We start from the raw sequence: 14,181 nt of genomic DNA, 5'->3' as shown, positions 1-14,181 counted from the left end.
TTAGCCCATCATTTTTTCGATTGGCATTACAAGAATAGAACTACAACCAAGGGCTTTAAGCTTTTCCATGGTTTCCCAGAATAAGGTTTCTGTAGAAACAACGTGGATAGCCACTTGCTCTTCATTTCCAGCTAATGGAAGCACCGTTGGATTTTCAGCACCTGGAAGTAGGCTTTTCACCTGCTCTAAATAGGCTTTTGGTGCGTGTAACATGATGTACTTGCTTTCTTTTGCTAGTAACACGCCATCAACACGAGGCATAAGGCGATTAACCAGTGTTTCTTTTTCGTCGCTAAGCTCGCCGTCAGCGCGCTTGATAAGAACCGCTTTACTGCGGAAAATGACATCTTTTTCAACAAGACCGTTAGCTTCAAGGGTTGCGCCTGTAGATACAAGGTCACAGATTGCGTCAGCTACACCTGCACGTGGGGCTACTTCTACCGAGCCCTGAAGCATGACTGCTTTTGCGTTAATGCCCTGATCTTTGAAGTAGCGTTCAAGAAGGTAAGGGTACGTCGTTGCTACTTTTTTACCTTCTAGAGATTGGATACCGTCATAGTCCATTTCGTTTGGTACTGCAATTGACAGACGGCAACCACCGTAGTCTAGACGACGTAATACTTCATATTCGAAAGGCTTGCCTGCCGCTTTGCGTTCAAGCATTTTCTCTTCAAGCTCGTTTTCGCCGATAAAGCCAAGGTCAACCACGCCATCCATGACAAGGCCAGGAATGTCGTCGTCACGCACGCGCAGTAAATCAATAGGCTGGTTCGTTGAATGCGCAATCAGCAAACGATCACGAATGTTTAATTTTATGCCTATCGCCTTAAGTAGGGCGATGCTGTCATCGCTTAGACGACCTGATTTTTGTACGGCAATTCGAAGTCTTTTGCTGTTACTCATTGAAACGTTCCTTACACGTTGTGTTTTAACTTTTGATTGCGCCTAAAACGAAAAACCCCCGGAAGTTTCCTTCCGAGGGTCGAGAATTTTTCTATCTGCGCCGTTGGAAGGAAATACAGACCTTCCAGCACGAACCTGAAAGGTTATGCTTTGTGGTGATGGTGATGTTTCGCCGCGCAGTTAATCATTTTGGTGAATCTAATTCCTAATTTCGAACGGCTGAAACATTAGCGGTTTGAGCCTCGATTTGCAAGGCAAAAGTGAACTCTTTTCCTACATTAACTCTAATTTAATGTGTATATAATAAAACTATTCGTTATGAAGTAGTTGTGAACCATAATTTTGAGCACCATTCGGCCGATAAATTATATAAACCTATACACATTTTAGGAGTGCGTATGAGCAACGATTTATTGTTTCCCATTTTGCCTCGCAACACAAAAGTGCCGGTTGAGCCGGACGACCGCGTGAAAAAAGTGCAAAAGACCAAAAAATCTGAGCATTTCAGTGAAGAAGAGCGCGATCAGTTCCAAGACGTGAAGCGAACCGAGGTAATAGACGCGTCAGCTGAGAACTCGAAAGACAAAGATAGAGACAAAAAGAGGGGCGGGCTAAAGCACATCGATATTGATGTTTAAGATGTCTTTTTAGCACTAGGTTTTATTTGCAAAAAGCTCTTCAAATAACCCTTCGATTTGCTTTGTGACTTTGTGCTTTGGCAAATAGAACGGCAGTGGCTCCCGTTTAGAATGAGACTCTTTCACCTTCACCGTAGCACCTATGTAGCTTTCTAGCACTGGTAATCCTTTCTGCTTGAGCGATTGTACCAGTTCTGAAGGCAGTTTAGCCTGACTATTAAATTGATTAACTACAATGCCTAATAGCTTAAGTTCTGGGTTATGGTCCTCTTTGAGCTCTTCTGCATTGTAGAGCAAGTGCTCGATAGCTTGTGCGGAAAAGTCATCACAATCAAAAGGAACACAGAAACCATCTGCAGCAATAAGTGCCGCTTTTGAATAGAAATTAAAATTTGGTGGCGTATCAATAAAAATATGGTCGAATTCGCCTTTCAACTCCTTTAGTGCATCTTTAAGCTTAAAAATCTTGTATCGAGATTCGAGTTCTCGTTCTACATCAGCTAAGGCTGGTGAAGACGGCATGACGAAGAGATTTTCAAAAGGTGTGGAATGAACAAACTCAATAGGCCTTTTAGCCGTTCTGAATATTCCCACCACTTGTTTAAACATATCAGCAACAGAAAGGCTTTTCTCGTTGGGGTTAAACCCCGCGTAGTGAGTACTGTTACCTTGGGCATCCAGATCCACTAATAACGTTTTGTGACCCAATTTCGCGCTTTGTGCGGCTAAATTGGTACTAATCGTTGATTTACCCACCCCACCTTTTTGATTAAATACCACGACAATCATACGCAATCCCTATGTTGAAACGGTTATTGAACACATCAGTTGACTAAAATATGCCCAAATACGATTGTGGATGCAAAGTATTGTTTTTTATTTTGATCGTTTGCTCTTTGTAAAAATACCTAAGCGTGACGATAAAAATGAAATTCAACTTTACATATTAATGATAATGATTATCATTGGGTATTATTTTATATTAATCGATTAAGTATGCGTTTTACTCCCACTTTACTGGCAATTCCATTGTATTCACTGTTCTCTCAGAATGTTCTTGCTCAATCTAACGAGCAAGATGACATGGAGAGCATTACTGTTACAGCCTCTGGCTTTGAACAGCTTTTGTCTCAAGCACCCGCGTCAGTGAGCGTCATCGATAGAAAACAATTGGCGCAGCGAGCTTACAAGGACATTACAGACGCACTTCGAGATGTGCCGGGGGTTACTGTAACGGGTGGCGGATACCGCCAAGATATCAGCGTTCGAGGCCTACCAGCACAGTACACATCTATACTTGTTGATGGAAAAAAACAAACAGGTAGAGAGTCCCAGCCAAATGGCAGCGGCGGGTATGAACAAGATTGGTTACCACCATTAGATAGCATAGAACGTATTGAGATTGTGCGCGGGCCTATGTCTACCTTATATGGTTCAGACGCAATGGGTGGGGTGATCAACATCATTACGCGAAAAAACTTCAGAAAATGGAGTGGTAACCTTCGCGCAGAAACAAAAATTCAAGAAAATTCAGACAGTGGCTCAGATAGTCAAGTTCAGCTGGCGTTTTCTGGGCCGTTAATCGAGAATTTGTTGAGCATTACAGCCAGCGGTCTTTATCAAAAGCGAGAAGAGGACGATATTGAACGAGGCTACGCAGAAAAAGATCTAAGCAACATTCGTACAGCGTTTCACTTAACACCAAATACTACAGATACACTCACGTTTGAGTACATCTTCCAAGATCAGACACGTTTATCTACACCTGGTAAGTCGTTGCCAGAAAGAAATTCCTTATCAGAGACTGAAAGCGAGAGACATTCATATGCGCTGACTCACGAAGGGAAGTATGATGATGTGACTGCTCGAAGTTACATTCAGCAAGAGTCGGTTGAAAACGTAGGGCGAGATATCACTATTGATAATCTGGTCTTTAATTCTCAATGGTCTTGGGCTGCAAGCGATAGCCACATGCTTACGGTTGGCACAGAGTTTCTCGAAGAGTCACTGGATGATTTTGATACAAACGGCGGCGAGGCGACCAATATTGAAAACAGCCAATGGTCTTTATATGGCGAAGATGAATGGCGTGTTAACGATAGGTTGGCCTTCACGCTAGGTATTCGTCTTGATGACAATGAACAGTTTAGCTCACAAATTAGCCCTCGTGCGTATGCGGTGTACAACCTCAATGATAATTGGGTAGTGAAGGGTGGTGTTTCTACCGGCTATCGTACGCCGGAGCTTCGAGAAATGGCTGAGGGATGGATTCAAGAAAGCCGAGGGGGAGATGTTTACGGTAATCCGGACTTGTCACCTGAAACTACGTTAAACAAAGAGCTCGCGCTTTACTATTCCGGTGATGCTGGCTTGGAGTACAGTATTACGGTGTTCCATAACGACTTCGATGATAAAATTGCCATCGCATCATGTGAACTACCAGTCTGTTTGGATGAAACGGACCGCTACAATATCAATATCGATGAAGCTGAATCTTACGGTGCAGAATTCGCTGCAAAGTATAACGTTGGAAACTGGTCATTTAATGGTGCATACAGCTACACGCGTTCTGAACAAAAGACAGGTTCAAATGAAGGCCTACCTTTGGTTCAACAGCCTAAGCATTTGTTCACGCTAAACACCACATATCGCCTATCTCAAGAAAGCGAAATTTGGTCTAGGTGGACAGTAAGAGGGGAAGAAACGGCGTTAACGTCAGTATCTTCACGTTCTATTCTGTCCCCAGGGGTCGGTTTGTTTGACATAGGTTACAACACCAAGCTTACGCGCAATATTAAATTGCAAACGGGGCTCTACAATGCATTAGATAAAACAATGCGATATGACGAGTTTGGGTACGTTGAAGATGGCAGAAGACTATGGCTAGGGTTAAATTGGACGTTCTGAAAATAGCGGTTATTGCCTGGGCTGTTTGTGTGTGCGCTAGCTGCACTGCTAGCTCTTCGCTAACCGCTCAAGATTATGCCCGAAAAGGCCTAGAGAGCGCTGACCATTTTCCTGGTTTGGCAAACCTCTGTGATATTAGTGTTCCACCTAGAGATATGTTCAAACTTAGTGAAAAGCGACGAGAAAGACCTAAGCGTGCCGAGAGTGCAGGCAAGCCCGACCGCAAAGGCAAGGGGCGGCGCCAAATACCACCCCAGCAGGTTTTTGATAATCTCTACTACGTGGGGGCAGGCAACGTTGCAAGCTGGGCAATCGATACGGGCGAAAGCATTGTTCTGGTGGATGCGTTGAATAATGACGAGCAAGCTCAGCAGTACATAATTGATGGCCTTTCTGCACTCGGATTAGGCAATAAGCCAATCTCTCACCTCATTATTTCTCATGGCCATGGCGATCACTATGGTGGGTTTGAACTTATCAAGTCAACATATAATCCTCGCATAGTCATGAGTAGTGTAGATTGGGATTACCTCGAAAACGATAAATTCGCCAGTTATCGTTGGGGTAAAAAGCCAAGCCGAGATGTGGCGGTAGCCGATGGTGAAAAATTGAATGTTAACGGTACTGAATTAACGCTTCATGTTACGCCGGGCCATACGCCAGGAACGTTAACGGTCGTTTTTCCCGTAATTGACGGAAACGAAAGACATCGGGCTGTGTTATGGGGCGGTACTGGGCTCAACTACGGTCCTGATGTCTCGCGCATTCAGTCTTATACTGACTCTGCCATGACGATGAAACGATTAGTAAAAGAACAAAATATTGATGTTTTTTTATCGAACCATCCTGGGCGTGCCGGAACAAGAGAAAAGCTTGAGGCCTTAAGTAACCGGGAAAGTAATGAAAAACATGCCTTTGTCCAAGGTCAAGATGTCGTTGTTGAAGCGTTTGAACTGCTTGAAAACTGCACGCGCGCACAGTGGATGAGAATTGAGGAAAAACAACACGAGCAACGTAAATAGCTTGGCTGAATCAAGGCAAGAAGAAGAGGGCGCTTTATGGTTGCCTCACTCCTCTTGCCAGTTCGTTACCTGATGCTATTTGCAAAAAGTACGGTGCTTGTTAAACCTTCTCGCACTCAGCAAGCCCACTGTGAAAATAAAAATCGCAAACGTAGAAGGAGCACTTACTTCGGTTGAAGATGAGGTGGTAGCAAATGAACTTGCTAATATGTAGCGACAAGATATTGCATATTTTTGGGGGCTAGATAAAAAATAGATTTAGTGGGTAGGCATTTAATGGAGAAAAATAAAAAGGCCCCTTGCATTCAAGAGACCTTCGGTGAGTTGGAGCACTAATCGCGAATTTGATTAGGAATAGTTGGGGCTGAATTAGTTTAGTTCTTTATCTACCCAAAATTTCGTGCCTTTTACAGTGGCCTGCAATGTGAGACCGCTTTCAGTCATTGTGTAGACAGTAACGTTACCAAGGTAGCCTTCTCCTTCGGCCGATGCGCCTTTATTACCCGCTTTTGCCGCGACGTCAGCATTTCCACCAACTGTCCAGCCGTTTTCAATAAAATGATTTATTGCTTTTTGAGTGTGGAAAACCATAACAATACGATAATCTTTGGCGCCTAAACCAAGGCCCACGCCGCCTTCAGCCATATTCATATATGTTCTTGCACCGGTAACATTATTGTTCACAACACCATAACCAGTGCCAGCAGCCACAAAGAAAACGTTTATATTGGCGTTGGTAAATACGGCATATCCCGCTGCGTCTCTGATCTGAGAGCGTGTGTCGGGCTTCTCTGTATAAAGGCGCGTAAGCGCATTTTCTTGCATATCTAAAATAGCTTGTTGCTTTTCTGCAACAGTACCGTCACCCATGGAAGCGCAAGCAGTTAATGCCAAAACAGCAGCCAAAAATACTGACTTCATTGCTAACTTACTAATCTTCATGCAATTCTCCTTAGCATGGTGGTATTTTATGACTTGCGCTAAAAGACAATTTCTACCGCTAGTCATTCAAAAAAATACCGTTTTTATTTACGTTACATGACTTGTACGCAAAAACTGTGCTAAGTGGCGTATTCCCAAAAAACTTATCGCGGTGATTTAGTCAATCGTTAGCTTTTTGATGTTCACTTTTGGCATGGGGCGGGTTGTTCGCCAGCGCTTACCATTCTATTTCAAGCTCTAACGCGCCAGGGTGATCTGTTTGACCGACCATCTCTTCGTACGGCGTACTCTGGCGAAGCCAAACATGCTCGAACGCTTGCGAATCAAAATGCTCTCTAATTTCGTTTAAGCAATGAAATGTTTTAGGTTGCGACTTTTTATCTCTTACCAATGTACGGGATGCCCCAATACCCGTAGACGCTAAATAATTACCACCCTCTAATGACTCTATGTATAAATTCATTATATCGCCCTCGTTAGGACGCAGCTAACATTGGCTGCGTTTTACTCTTTTTAGTCAAAAATAGTCACAATGATCATTAATTTTGTGTCATGAAAGCGTTACCACCATTTATTGGTACACACCATAATGCCAGCGTGATGCAGGCTATCGTGTACCTTTTTCTTATCTTGTGAATTAAGAAATGCGCCTACCTCAAATTGCTGTACAGGAGTTTGTAAAATTAATCGTGTAACGCGCTTAAAACTTAAATCTGTTTGATAAAACAATGATGTGTCTGGTCGAGGAAAGTATAATGTAGCGCCGTTTGAGCAGGATATGTGAATACTATGCGTGGAAATGAGAACGGTCTCCCATCGGTAGGTGGCTTTTGAGACCAAATACATAATGAGTGCAAGTAAACCAACCTCTAACCCTGCAAACGGCAAGATGACCCACGCGCCCACTATTGTCCACGCGATAGCAATTGAACTAATAAAAAAGGCAAAAGCTGCAATAAGATATTTAGTTTGCTGCCATGTTGCAGAGCGGTTTGGTGAAAGATGCAGTTGCACCTTCTGCTCAAATGTAGATACTTCGACCATGTTGTTCAACGTGCTGTAAGTGATATTTGTGTAAGTAAAAGCTTATACGTTGCACACCAGTAATAGTTCGAAAAATGTACTGGTGCGAATGGTTAACGTATCAAGCGAGTTTATTTTCTGACAATTATCATAGTTTTGTCTTAGGGACGTGTGTGATTTCTTTATTAAAGCGCCATACTGGCAAATCATCTTTAGTGTTACTTCTTTTGGCATGGTTTGCCATTTTGCTAGCGCAACCTGCACTTGGGGAACTCATCAAAGAGTTCGGTTTATTTAGCGGGCTAGGTATCATAGGTGCGATATTTGCGAATGCTACAGGTGCAGGTGGTGGCGTGGTTTTTGTTCCGTTTTTTAATTACCTGTCATTCTCTGCGCAAAGCGTTGTGGCAACCAGCTTTGCTATTCAATGTTGCGGCATGACCGCTGGCGCATTAACCTGGGCGGCGTACTATAAACGCCAGCACAAACAAAATGACGACTGGAAAGCGTTGCCGAGCGCGCTGTTGCTAACGGTTCCTTCGTCAATTTGCGGTATGGGGTTTGCGCAGTATTCTTCGCAAAGTAAGTTGCTGTTAGCACAGTTGTGGGGCGGTGCTGATAACCTTCATATTGCATTCGGTAGTTTTTCTATTCTATTGGCGATCGCAATATTTGCCTCTATTGTGCTAATGAAGCGCACCCATTTTAAAAAAGACTTACACACCAAAGATCTTTTGCTTTTACCTTTCATTAGTTTTGTGGGCGGCATTATTACCGCGTGGCTCTCGGTAGGGGTGGGTGAGCTAGTGGCGGTTTACCTTATTATTCGTGGTTTCAATGTCACCATGTCTATCGCTGTAGCCGTAATATTATCGGCTTTTACCGTATGGTCTGCCTTGCCATATCACATATTTGTTAGCGAGTCGGTAATATGGCAGGTTGTTTTATTTGCTGGGGCTGGTGCAATAATCGGTGGAATAATTGCAAAATATGTAGTTTTGGCATTTTCTGTTCAACGTTTAAAACTTTTTTTCGGCCTTTGGGTACTAATTTTAGGTGTTACAAGTTTACCTATTCTTTAACTCATGAACTCGCGACCGTTGACAACCTAGCTTACACAAACGTAAAGCCTAAAAGTAATGTGACGCACGAAAAAATGCACGCAATTTAGATTCTTCTAAACGCTCATCTCGATAAGGAAAGATAATATGGATATCAATCCTGTCCCTCAAAAACGATACGAATTGCTTCAGCCTGAATGGTCTTCTCATGCCGTTATTTATCAGGTCAATACCCGACAATTTTCGAAAGAAGGTGACTTTGAAGGAGTGAGAAAAGGGTTAGTTCACATTAAGTCGCTGGGCGCGGATATTGTTTGGCTAATGCCTGTACATCCTATTGGGGAAAAAAACAGGAAAGGGGAGCTTGGTAGCCCCTATGCAGTAAAAGATTATCTTGCCATAAACCCAGAATTTGGTAGCGAAGAAGATTTCAAAGCGCTGGTGGAAGAAGCGCACCGACTTTCGCTTAAAGTCATCATAGACTGGGTGCCAAATCACAGTGCGTGGGATAATCCTTTGGTTGAACAGCACCCCGAGTGGTACGCCAAAGACTACAAAGGAGATTTTCGTCCATCTCCCTGGTGGGACTGGAGCGATATTATTGAGTTCGATTACGAACAAATTGGTCTTCGCAAATACATGATTAACGCGCTCTGCTATTGGGTTGAAAAATTCGATATTGATGGATTTCGCTGTGATGTAGCGGGATATGTCCCCAACGATTTTTGGCAGCAAGCAGTGCAAACGCTAAGCGCAATCAGACCAGTTTTCATGTTGGCTGAATGGGAGAATCGAGATCTGCACGAAAATGCATTCAATATGACATACGCATGGAGCTGGAACGAGACGCTACACGAACTCGCACACGGACAGTGTTCTATGGATAGGTTGCGCAAGTTTTATTCGTGGAACGAACGCAGCTGGCCTCACTCCGCTTACAGAATGACCTTTGTGAGTAATCATGACAAAAATGCTTGGGATGGCACTCAGCGGGAACAATTTGGTGATGCGCTTGAAGCTTGCATTGCTTTGTCGGTAATAGGTGAGGGCATGCCCCTAATTCATAATGGGCAAGAAGCTGGGGAAACTAAGCGTTTAGCGTTCTTTGAGCGCGACCCTATACACTGGCAAGAACATGAAATAGGCAATTTGTATCGCAAGCTAATTACTCTTAAAAAGTCCAAAGCCGTGCTAGGGAACGGAGAATACGGGGCAAGAATGATTCAGGTGCCAAACTCTAAAATGGACAAGGTTTTTAGCTTCGTACGTCATAACGAGCGTGAAAAAGTGTTTGTTGTAATTAATTTTTCAAATGAGCATCTAGAAGTAACTTTTGAAGAGCCACTATTTCAAGACGAATATACACACTGGCAGCATGGTGAGAAGCGAAATTTTAAAGCGGATTCTGTCTGTAAGCTTGAACCTTGGCAGTTTGAAATTTGGGTAGCTTGAAGCGTTGATCGTTTGGCGTAGTGTTTAACTACAAAAGGTATATGAGATTTTTCATTTTTTACTGAGTAAAGATTAAGGACGAACTATGACTACAAATGATCCAGCTGAAAAAAGCGAAAACCGCTCTCTAAATAATCACGCTGCGCTGAAAACTTCTATTGCCAATGGTGATGTGGAGGAGGTTAAAGCGCGACTTGAAGGGCACACTTTGGATAAGCTAGAAAAAGGTTACCTTATCGATCTCGCTCGCTTGAGTGGCAACAGTGAAATCGAGAAAGTGATTAAGTCCACACCCGAAAGTTAGATGCTTACTTAGTTCATTTAATGTGGAACAGTCTCAACTTTAGCCATCAGATTCGAATAATAGGACTCAATCAAATCTGATAGTTATATATGTGCCAGAAGCGGACTGTGATAAAACCTGTACAACGGGCAAAAATACGTAGGCGATTATACCGAGCAAAGCGAAGAGAGCCTACGTGTTTTTGTCCCTAGCGAGCATAGCGAGTGTTAATGCGTCTGTTATGACTTAAGGTCATTTACGTATGAATTTCTTAGGGCTCGCTCATGGTTTTTTAAACTTTCAGAAAACTTATATTCTACATAGCGGCGATCAATGTTTTTAATTGAAATCTCATTACCACCTGATTTTAAAGTCTCAATAGCTAATTTATGAAGCCCACAAAAGATTGCCCAAACCATTAGCTCATTGAATTCATTTAATGACGAAACTCCTTTTTCTGCCAAATCCCATTCAGCACTCAATTGCGGGAAATAACCACCTTCTTTACTAAGTTTTCCATCAGCAACGTTAATTTTAGAAGCCCAAATTAGCTTTGTTTCTTTGAATATACGACTAAATTTCATCTGAGGTATTGTCCCAGTGAGCGCTAGCGAACGACTACAGTTTTTTGTTCGGTTCTACGGCTCAAAAATAATAAATGCAGCCCGAAGTAAAACAATGAAAACACCATAGCCGAGAAGTGTTATTGAGCGCCTACGACGTTTGGGAAGTAGCTCTTTTACAACTACTGAATTGTCTTTTTTTAAAGATGCGCCCCATATAAGAAACGAATATACACTGAGGCTATATGAACTAGTTCCGATTTGGACAGTTGCTTTATGCTTTGGCCAGAATAACAAGTACTTTGAATAAGCAATAGTGTCTCCCACCTTGACTTCAAATTTAGTGTTAAAACGGTCGTAGGAGAAGCAAACGGAGTTACTACCTACGATATGTCGATGTTGATGAAATCTTTCGAAGCTCATATCCCTTTAGCACCTAACGCATTACTAATGGGCTGCCGTAGCGTAGGCAGTCCTGTGTAGGCCACGATGTTAGTGGCCGGAACGAAATTTAGTAACTTGTTAGCTGCCAACCTTACTTACCAGTAGTGTCAGTTTTTGAGCACCAATTTCCATGGTTGCTTCTTTTCCGTAGGCAACAGTAAATGACGGGTTTATCGTGCTATCACCAACAGTAACAGCAGCTACAATACCTGCGGTTTCATCTTGGTTTGGCTTTACTGTGAGGTTATAACTAAAGCCATTATCCATAGTGATTGAGGCCATTTTGTCTGCTTCAACGACCATGGTTGGAGACGCAACCAATGTGCCCTTGGAGTACACAGATGTAGAAACTTGGTATGTATCGGCCGCGAAGCATGACGCTGACGCCACTAAAGTAGTAATTAGTAAACTTGCCTTAATTTTCATTTTAAAATCCTTATTTGATGTGAGGGTGAAACACAACTAACGCCCTATTTAAAAGCTTGTTTTGTGTTTTTATTTGCGATTTTAGCATTGCTTTTTGAATTAATACTCTCAAAAAGGCGAATAATACCTGAAAGTAAAAACACAGAAAGAACTAAAACTCCTATTATTTTTACCTCTCCAGTATCAAGATATTAAAAAACTGAAAGAATCGTAAAAACGATAAGAGCTATGCACTCAAATTTAAACTTACGGATAAGTTCCATTTAAAAACACTCCAATTTAAAAATCATGCTAAACACATAACGGGCTATAATACTTCGCGAAGCGAAGGGAGCCTATGTGTTTTTATCCCAGCGAACCCGCGAGCGAGTTTACGCGTTTGTAATGTTACTTAACCACCGATGTTCCCCAACCGTCATACTCTGCGCCTATATCTTGCGCTAGTTGGAGCATAACTATATTGGTTTTGTTGATTGATGATAAACCTAGAGCCTCAGGTTTAATTAGGTCTCCATACCAGTAAACAACACCATCTTCTATGTTACTGCCTAAATTTGCTAGCTTGAAACCTAATGCCTCGCCCTTTTTCTTTAAGGCTTCAATGCATGTTTCTTCGAAGCAATAAAAGTGATGTTCGATTGGATGCAAATTTTTAGGGGCTGAGCCAGCATTTATCAAAGCATTAATAACCTGAAGGTTTCCATTTGTATTACGTTTGAAAAGTTCGGCTTTGGCCATTAACGAGAAAAACAAAAACAGAAAAAAGAAAACTTGTGCATGACTTTCCTAAGTAACATAACCCCCTTTTAAGAGCATTAAGGCTAAAGCAAACAATAAAACGCCCGAGGATGCTATTTGAACATAAGAGTTGAACTTTGAATTGTCCATTCTCCACTTTCTCATCCTTTGCCTTCCCACAAGTAAAAGCAAGAAGGCCATACCGAGCAGCGTGGGAGGCATAATCAGAAATTCAGAGTACAGAACGAAGTACACCGCGAAACAAGTTAGCGCGATAGACAGACTAATAAATAGATAGGCAAGAGGTTTGTTTTGTTGTGTTTCAACCATTCTAATTGCACCTTCCTTATGCTGCATAACACCCCATTAAGAAGCGAGTTTAGGCTTGCTAAAATTAGCGATGAAGGAGCTCGAGCAAGCCGTGACGAGTCTTTCTTTAATAACTTGTTAGGTTTCTAATCTAACTTATCATATAGAGTCGATATTTCTATAAAATCATTCATGTGAGAATAGCCAAAAGAAAACCTTATTGTCATTTCAATATTTTCATTTACTTTGGGAATTTCATAAACTGTTAAGCTACCTGAAAGTTCGTCAATTGACAGGTTTTCAAAGGAAATATCAGCATTAGCACAAGACAAGATGCTGGTTAAATTCAACTTCATAAATTCAGTGAAAGTGTTGGCTATTAATGATTTACAAAAGACTTCAGCAGCACTGGAGTCAAAAAACAAACATTGTTTTGAAAAGTTTGGCCAGTCATTAATCAGCCTGACTCTCAGTGAGTCACACAGTCTTTGATTTCCTGCTAAAGCATTATGACTAAACAGCAGAACTGTAAAAGCGGTAAGAAAAAATCTATTTTTCATATAAACACGGTTCTTCCTTGGAAACCTAACGCCCGCATAAGAAGCTGATTGTCATTCTCAATTCGATGGTAAGAGATGATGTCGTGTGGGAAGAAAACGCAGCTTAAAGTCAGGGTTGACGCCATAGTCGATTGTTATATGTTTGAGCGCTTAATTTCATTTAATGTGTTTACAACACTAGAAACTTTTTGAAACGCATTGTTTGCGTATGCAATGACAAAAAAGTTACCTCTTTTATTGTTTAAGCGTAAAAGTTTATTTGTTAGATCTGTTTTTCGAAAGTGTAAATCTATATCAGCTTGTGAAATATTTAACTCTATTGTAATTCCTTTTACCTGACCATGAAGGATTTCACTCTTTATAACACCCACATTTTCCCACGCAACATTAAAAGACGACTGATTATTAACTTCATCGAATGAAGTTGGGAAACTTATCCCTCGATTGTCTGCTGAAAAGTAAACCCAACCACGCCAGTTACTTGGCTTTAAAGCCGGGAAAACGAAGATAAAACCTAACATAACAAAAATGTATTTAAAAACTACAGGAGAACTACCTGCCCAATTACCATAAGTGTAAAAAGCAAACAGCATCAAACAAGATACAACCAGATAACAAAAGCAAATTAACTTAGCTCCCCATGGAGGTGTTTCATATTTAAACATTTGATTTTCTTTGAATATTCACCAATATCAAGAAACATATAACGCCTCGTTAAGAGGCAAATAATATGTTGGCTAAAATAAGCGACGAAGGAGCAAAAGCCAACTGTTATTTGTTCTGCTTTAACGACTTGTTAGGTGAATTTTTTAAACTTTTGATAATTAAATTAACTATCCCAAAAAGTGAGATTAACACTGTAATAGCCCAAATAATGATAACTAAACTATAAATTGATGTATTACCGTGA

Annotated in this window: 16 protein-coding genes and 1 other annotated feature; of the genes, 6 read left to right on the top strand and 10 right to left on the bottom strand. The window is 41.5% G+C overall.

Going from position 1 to position 14,181, the window contains the following annotated elements; all coding sequences use genetic code 11:
• Positions 1-903: an ATP phosphoribosyltransferase gene (gene hisG / locus BK026_RS07410; RefSeq protein ID WP_071815278.1), complete on the bottom strand. Its 903-nt coding sequence runs from the start codon at positions 901-903 to the stop codon at positions 1-3.
• Between the two features lie 50 nt (positions 904-953).
• Positions 954-1,071: a sequence feature (His leader region), on the bottom strand.
• A gap of 230 nt (positions 1,072-1,301) precedes the next feature.
• Between hisG and BK026_RS07405 the strand changes: the two genes are divergently transcribed.
• Positions 1,302-1,541 carry a hypothetical protein gene (locus BK026_RS07405; protein WP_071815277.1) on the top strand — a complete coding sequence of 80 codons (240 nt, stop codon included), beginning with the start codon at positions 1,302-1,304 and terminating at the stop codon, positions 1,539-1,541.
• 15 nt (positions 1,542-1,556) lie between these two features.
• Here BK026_RS07405 and BK026_RS07400 read toward each other — a convergent pair whose 3' ends face one another.
• Complete coding sequence (locus BK026_RS07400; protein WP_071815276.1) at positions 1,557-2,330, bottom strand: ParA family protein; 774 nt, start codon at positions 2,328-2,330, stop codon at positions 1,557-1,559.
• A gap of 207 nt (positions 2,331-2,537) precedes the next feature.
• Here BK026_RS07400 and BK026_RS07395 point away from each other — a divergent pair, with 207 nt between their 5' ends.
• Together BK026_RS07395 and BK026_RS07390 are read left to right on the top strand one after the other, a co-directional pair.
• Positions 2,538-4,448 carry a TonB-dependent receptor domain-containing protein gene (locus tag BK026_RS07395; protein WP_071815275.1) on the top strand — a complete coding sequence of 637 codons (1,911 nt, stop codon included), beginning with the start codon at positions 2,538-2,540 and terminating at the stop codon, positions 4,446-4,448.
• Positions 4,421-5,470: an MBL fold metallo-hydrolase gene (locus tag BK026_RS07390; RefSeq protein ID WP_071815274.1), complete on the top strand. Its 1,050-nt coding sequence runs from the start codon at positions 4,421-4,423 to the stop codon at positions 5,468-5,470. The genes BK026_RS07395 and BK026_RS07390 overlap by 28 nt, the downstream gene beginning before the upstream one ends.
• Before the next feature lie 369 nt (positions 5,471-5,839).
• Here BK026_RS07390 and BK026_RS07385 read toward each other — a convergent pair whose 3' ends face one another.
• The 3 genes from BK026_RS07385 to BK026_RS07375 all read right to left on the bottom strand — a co-directional run bounded on the left by BK026_RS07385 (position 5,840) and on the right by BK026_RS07375 (position 7,456).
• On the bottom strand, positions 5,840-6,412 hold the full coding sequence (locus BK026_RS07385) for a YSC84-related protein (RefSeq protein ID WP_071815273.1): 573 nt from the start codon (positions 6,410-6,412) through the stop codon (positions 5,840-5,842).
• Between the two features lie 217 nt (positions 6,413-6,629).
• Positions 6,630-6,875, bottom strand: a complete 246-nt coding sequence (locus BK026_RS07380; protein WP_071815272.1) for a DUF6482 family protein — start codon at positions 6,873-6,875, stop codon at positions 6,630-6,632.
• A 98-nt stretch (positions 6,876-6,973) separates the two neighbouring features.
• On the bottom strand, positions 6,974-7,456 hold the full coding sequence (locus tag BK026_RS07375; RefSeq protein WP_071815271.1) for a DUF2244 domain-containing protein: 483 nt from the start codon (positions 7,454-7,456) through the stop codon (positions 6,974-6,976).
• Between the two features lie 152 nt (positions 7,457-7,608).
• On the opposite strand from BK026_RS07375, the gene BK026_RS07370 reads away from it, so the two are divergent.
• The 3 genes from BK026_RS07370 (at position 7,609) to BK026_RS07360 (ending at position 10,252) form a co-directional block, all read left to right on the top strand.
• Entirely contained in the window at positions 7,609-8,517 is a 909-nt protein-coding gene (locus BK026_RS07370) for a sulfite exporter TauE/SafE family protein (protein WP_071817544.1), read from the top strand.
• Positions 8,518-8,643: 126 nt separating this feature from the next.
• Positions 8,644-9,948, top strand: a complete 1,305-nt coding sequence (locus BK026_RS07365; protein WP_071815270.1) for an alpha-amylase family glycosyl hydrolase — start codon at positions 8,644-8,646, stop codon at positions 9,946-9,948.
• Between the two features lie 85 nt (positions 9,949-10,033).
• The gene (locus BK026_RS07360; protein WP_071815269.1) at positions 10,034-10,252 is read left to right on the top strand and encodes a hypothetical protein; all 219 of its coding nucleotides are present in this window, start codon (positions 10,034-10,036) and stop codon (positions 10,250-10,252) included.
• A gap of 218 nt (positions 10,253-10,470) precedes the next feature.
• On the opposite strand, the gene BK026_RS07355 is transcribed toward BK026_RS07360, so the two are convergent.
• From BK026_RS07355 to BK026_RS07325, 5 genes are all read right to left on the bottom strand, one after another.
• Positions 10,471-10,815: a hypothetical protein gene (locus BK026_RS07355; RefSeq protein WP_071815268.1), complete on the bottom strand. Its 345-nt coding sequence runs from the start codon at positions 10,813-10,815 to the stop codon at positions 10,471-10,473.
• A 501-nt stretch (positions 10,816-11,316) separates the two neighbouring features.
• Positions 11,317-11,664: a hypothetical protein gene (locus BK026_RS07345; protein WP_071815266.1), complete on the bottom strand. Its 348-nt coding sequence runs from the start codon at positions 11,662-11,664 to the stop codon at positions 11,317-11,319.
• 387 nt (positions 11,665-12,051) lie between these two features.
• Positions 12,052-12,402 (bottom strand): ribonuclease E inhibitor RraB, encoded by a 351-nt coding sequence (locus BK026_RS07340; RefSeq protein ID WP_071815265.1) that lies wholly within the window; start codon positions 12,400-12,402, stop codon positions 12,052-12,054.
• 455 nt (positions 12,403-12,857) lie between these two features.
• A complete protein-coding gene (locus tag BK026_RS07330) occupies positions 12,858-13,271 on the bottom strand; it encodes a hypothetical protein (RefSeq protein ID WP_071815263.1) in 414 nt (137 codons plus the stop codon).
• 134 nt (positions 13,272-13,405) lie between these two features.
• On the bottom strand, positions 13,406-13,936 hold the full coding sequence (locus BK026_RS07325; protein WP_071815262.1) for a hypothetical protein: 531 nt from the start codon (positions 13,934-13,936) through the stop codon (positions 13,406-13,408).
• Positions 13,937-14,181 lie beyond the last annotated feature (245 nt).

Origin of the sequence: Alteromonas sp. V450 (genome assembly GCF_001885075.1) — a bacterium.
GTDB lineage: Bacteria > Pseudomonadota > Gammaproteobacteria > Enterobacterales > Alteromonadaceae > Alteromonas.
This window is presented reverse-complemented; position numbering and strand designations above follow the sequence as displayed.

Coding starts and splice junctions, on each gene's coding strand:
- BK026_RS07380 (WP_071815272.1), bottom strand. CDS start 6,875: ATGAATTTATACATAGAGTCATTAGAGGGTGGTAATTATTTAGCGTCT.
- hisG (WP_071815278.1), bottom strand. CDS start 903: ATGAGTAACAGCAAAAGACTTCGAATTGCCGTACAAAAATCAGGTCGT.
- BK026_RS07345 (WP_071815266.1), bottom strand. CDS start 11,664: ATGAAAATTAAGGCAAGTTTACTAATTACTACTTTAGTGGCGTCAGCG.
- BK026_RS07385 (WP_071815273.1), bottom strand. CDS start 6,412: ATGAAGATTAGTAAGTTAGCAATGAAGTCAGTATTTTTGGCTGCTGTT.
- BK026_RS07390 (WP_071815274.1), top strand. CDS start 4,421: ATGGCTAGGGTTAAATTGGACGTTCTGAAAATAGCGGTTATTGCCTGG.
- BK026_RS07405 (WP_071815277.1), top strand. CDS start 1,302: ATGAGCAACGATTTATTGTTTCCCATTTTGCCTCGCAACACAAAAGTG.
- BK026_RS07395 (WP_071815275.1), top strand. CDS start 2,538: ATGCGTTTTACTCCCACTTTACTGGCAATTCCATTGTATTCACTGTTC.
- BK026_RS07360 (WP_071815269.1), top strand. CDS start 10,034: ATGACTACAAATGATCCAGCTGAAAAAAGCGAAAACCGCTCTCTAAAT.
- BK026_RS07365 (WP_071815270.1), top strand. CDS start 8,644: ATGGATATCAATCCTGTCCCTCAAAAACGATACGAATTGCTTCAGCCT.
- BK026_RS07325 (WP_071815262.1), bottom strand. CDS start 13,936: ATGTTTAAATATGAAACACCTCCATGGGGAGCTAAGTTAATTTGCTTT.
- BK026_RS07340 (WP_071815265.1), bottom strand. CDS start 12,402: ATGGCCAAAGCCGAACTTTTCAAACGTAATACAAATGGAAACCTTCAG.
- BK026_RS07375 (WP_071815271.1), bottom strand. CDS start 7,456: ATGGTCGAAGTATCTACATTTGAGCAGAAGGTGCAACTGCATCTTTCA.
- BK026_RS07330 (WP_071815263.1), bottom strand. CDS start 13,271: ATGAAAAATAGATTTTTTCTTACCGCTTTTACAGTTCTGCTGTTTAGT.
- BK026_RS07400 (WP_071815276.1), bottom strand. CDS start 2,330: ATGATTGTCGTGGTATTTAATCAAAAAGGTGGGGTGGGTAAATCAACG.
- BK026_RS07355 (WP_071815268.1), bottom strand. CDS start 10,815: ATGAAATTTAGTCGTATATTCAAAGAAACAAAGCTAATTTGGGCTTCT.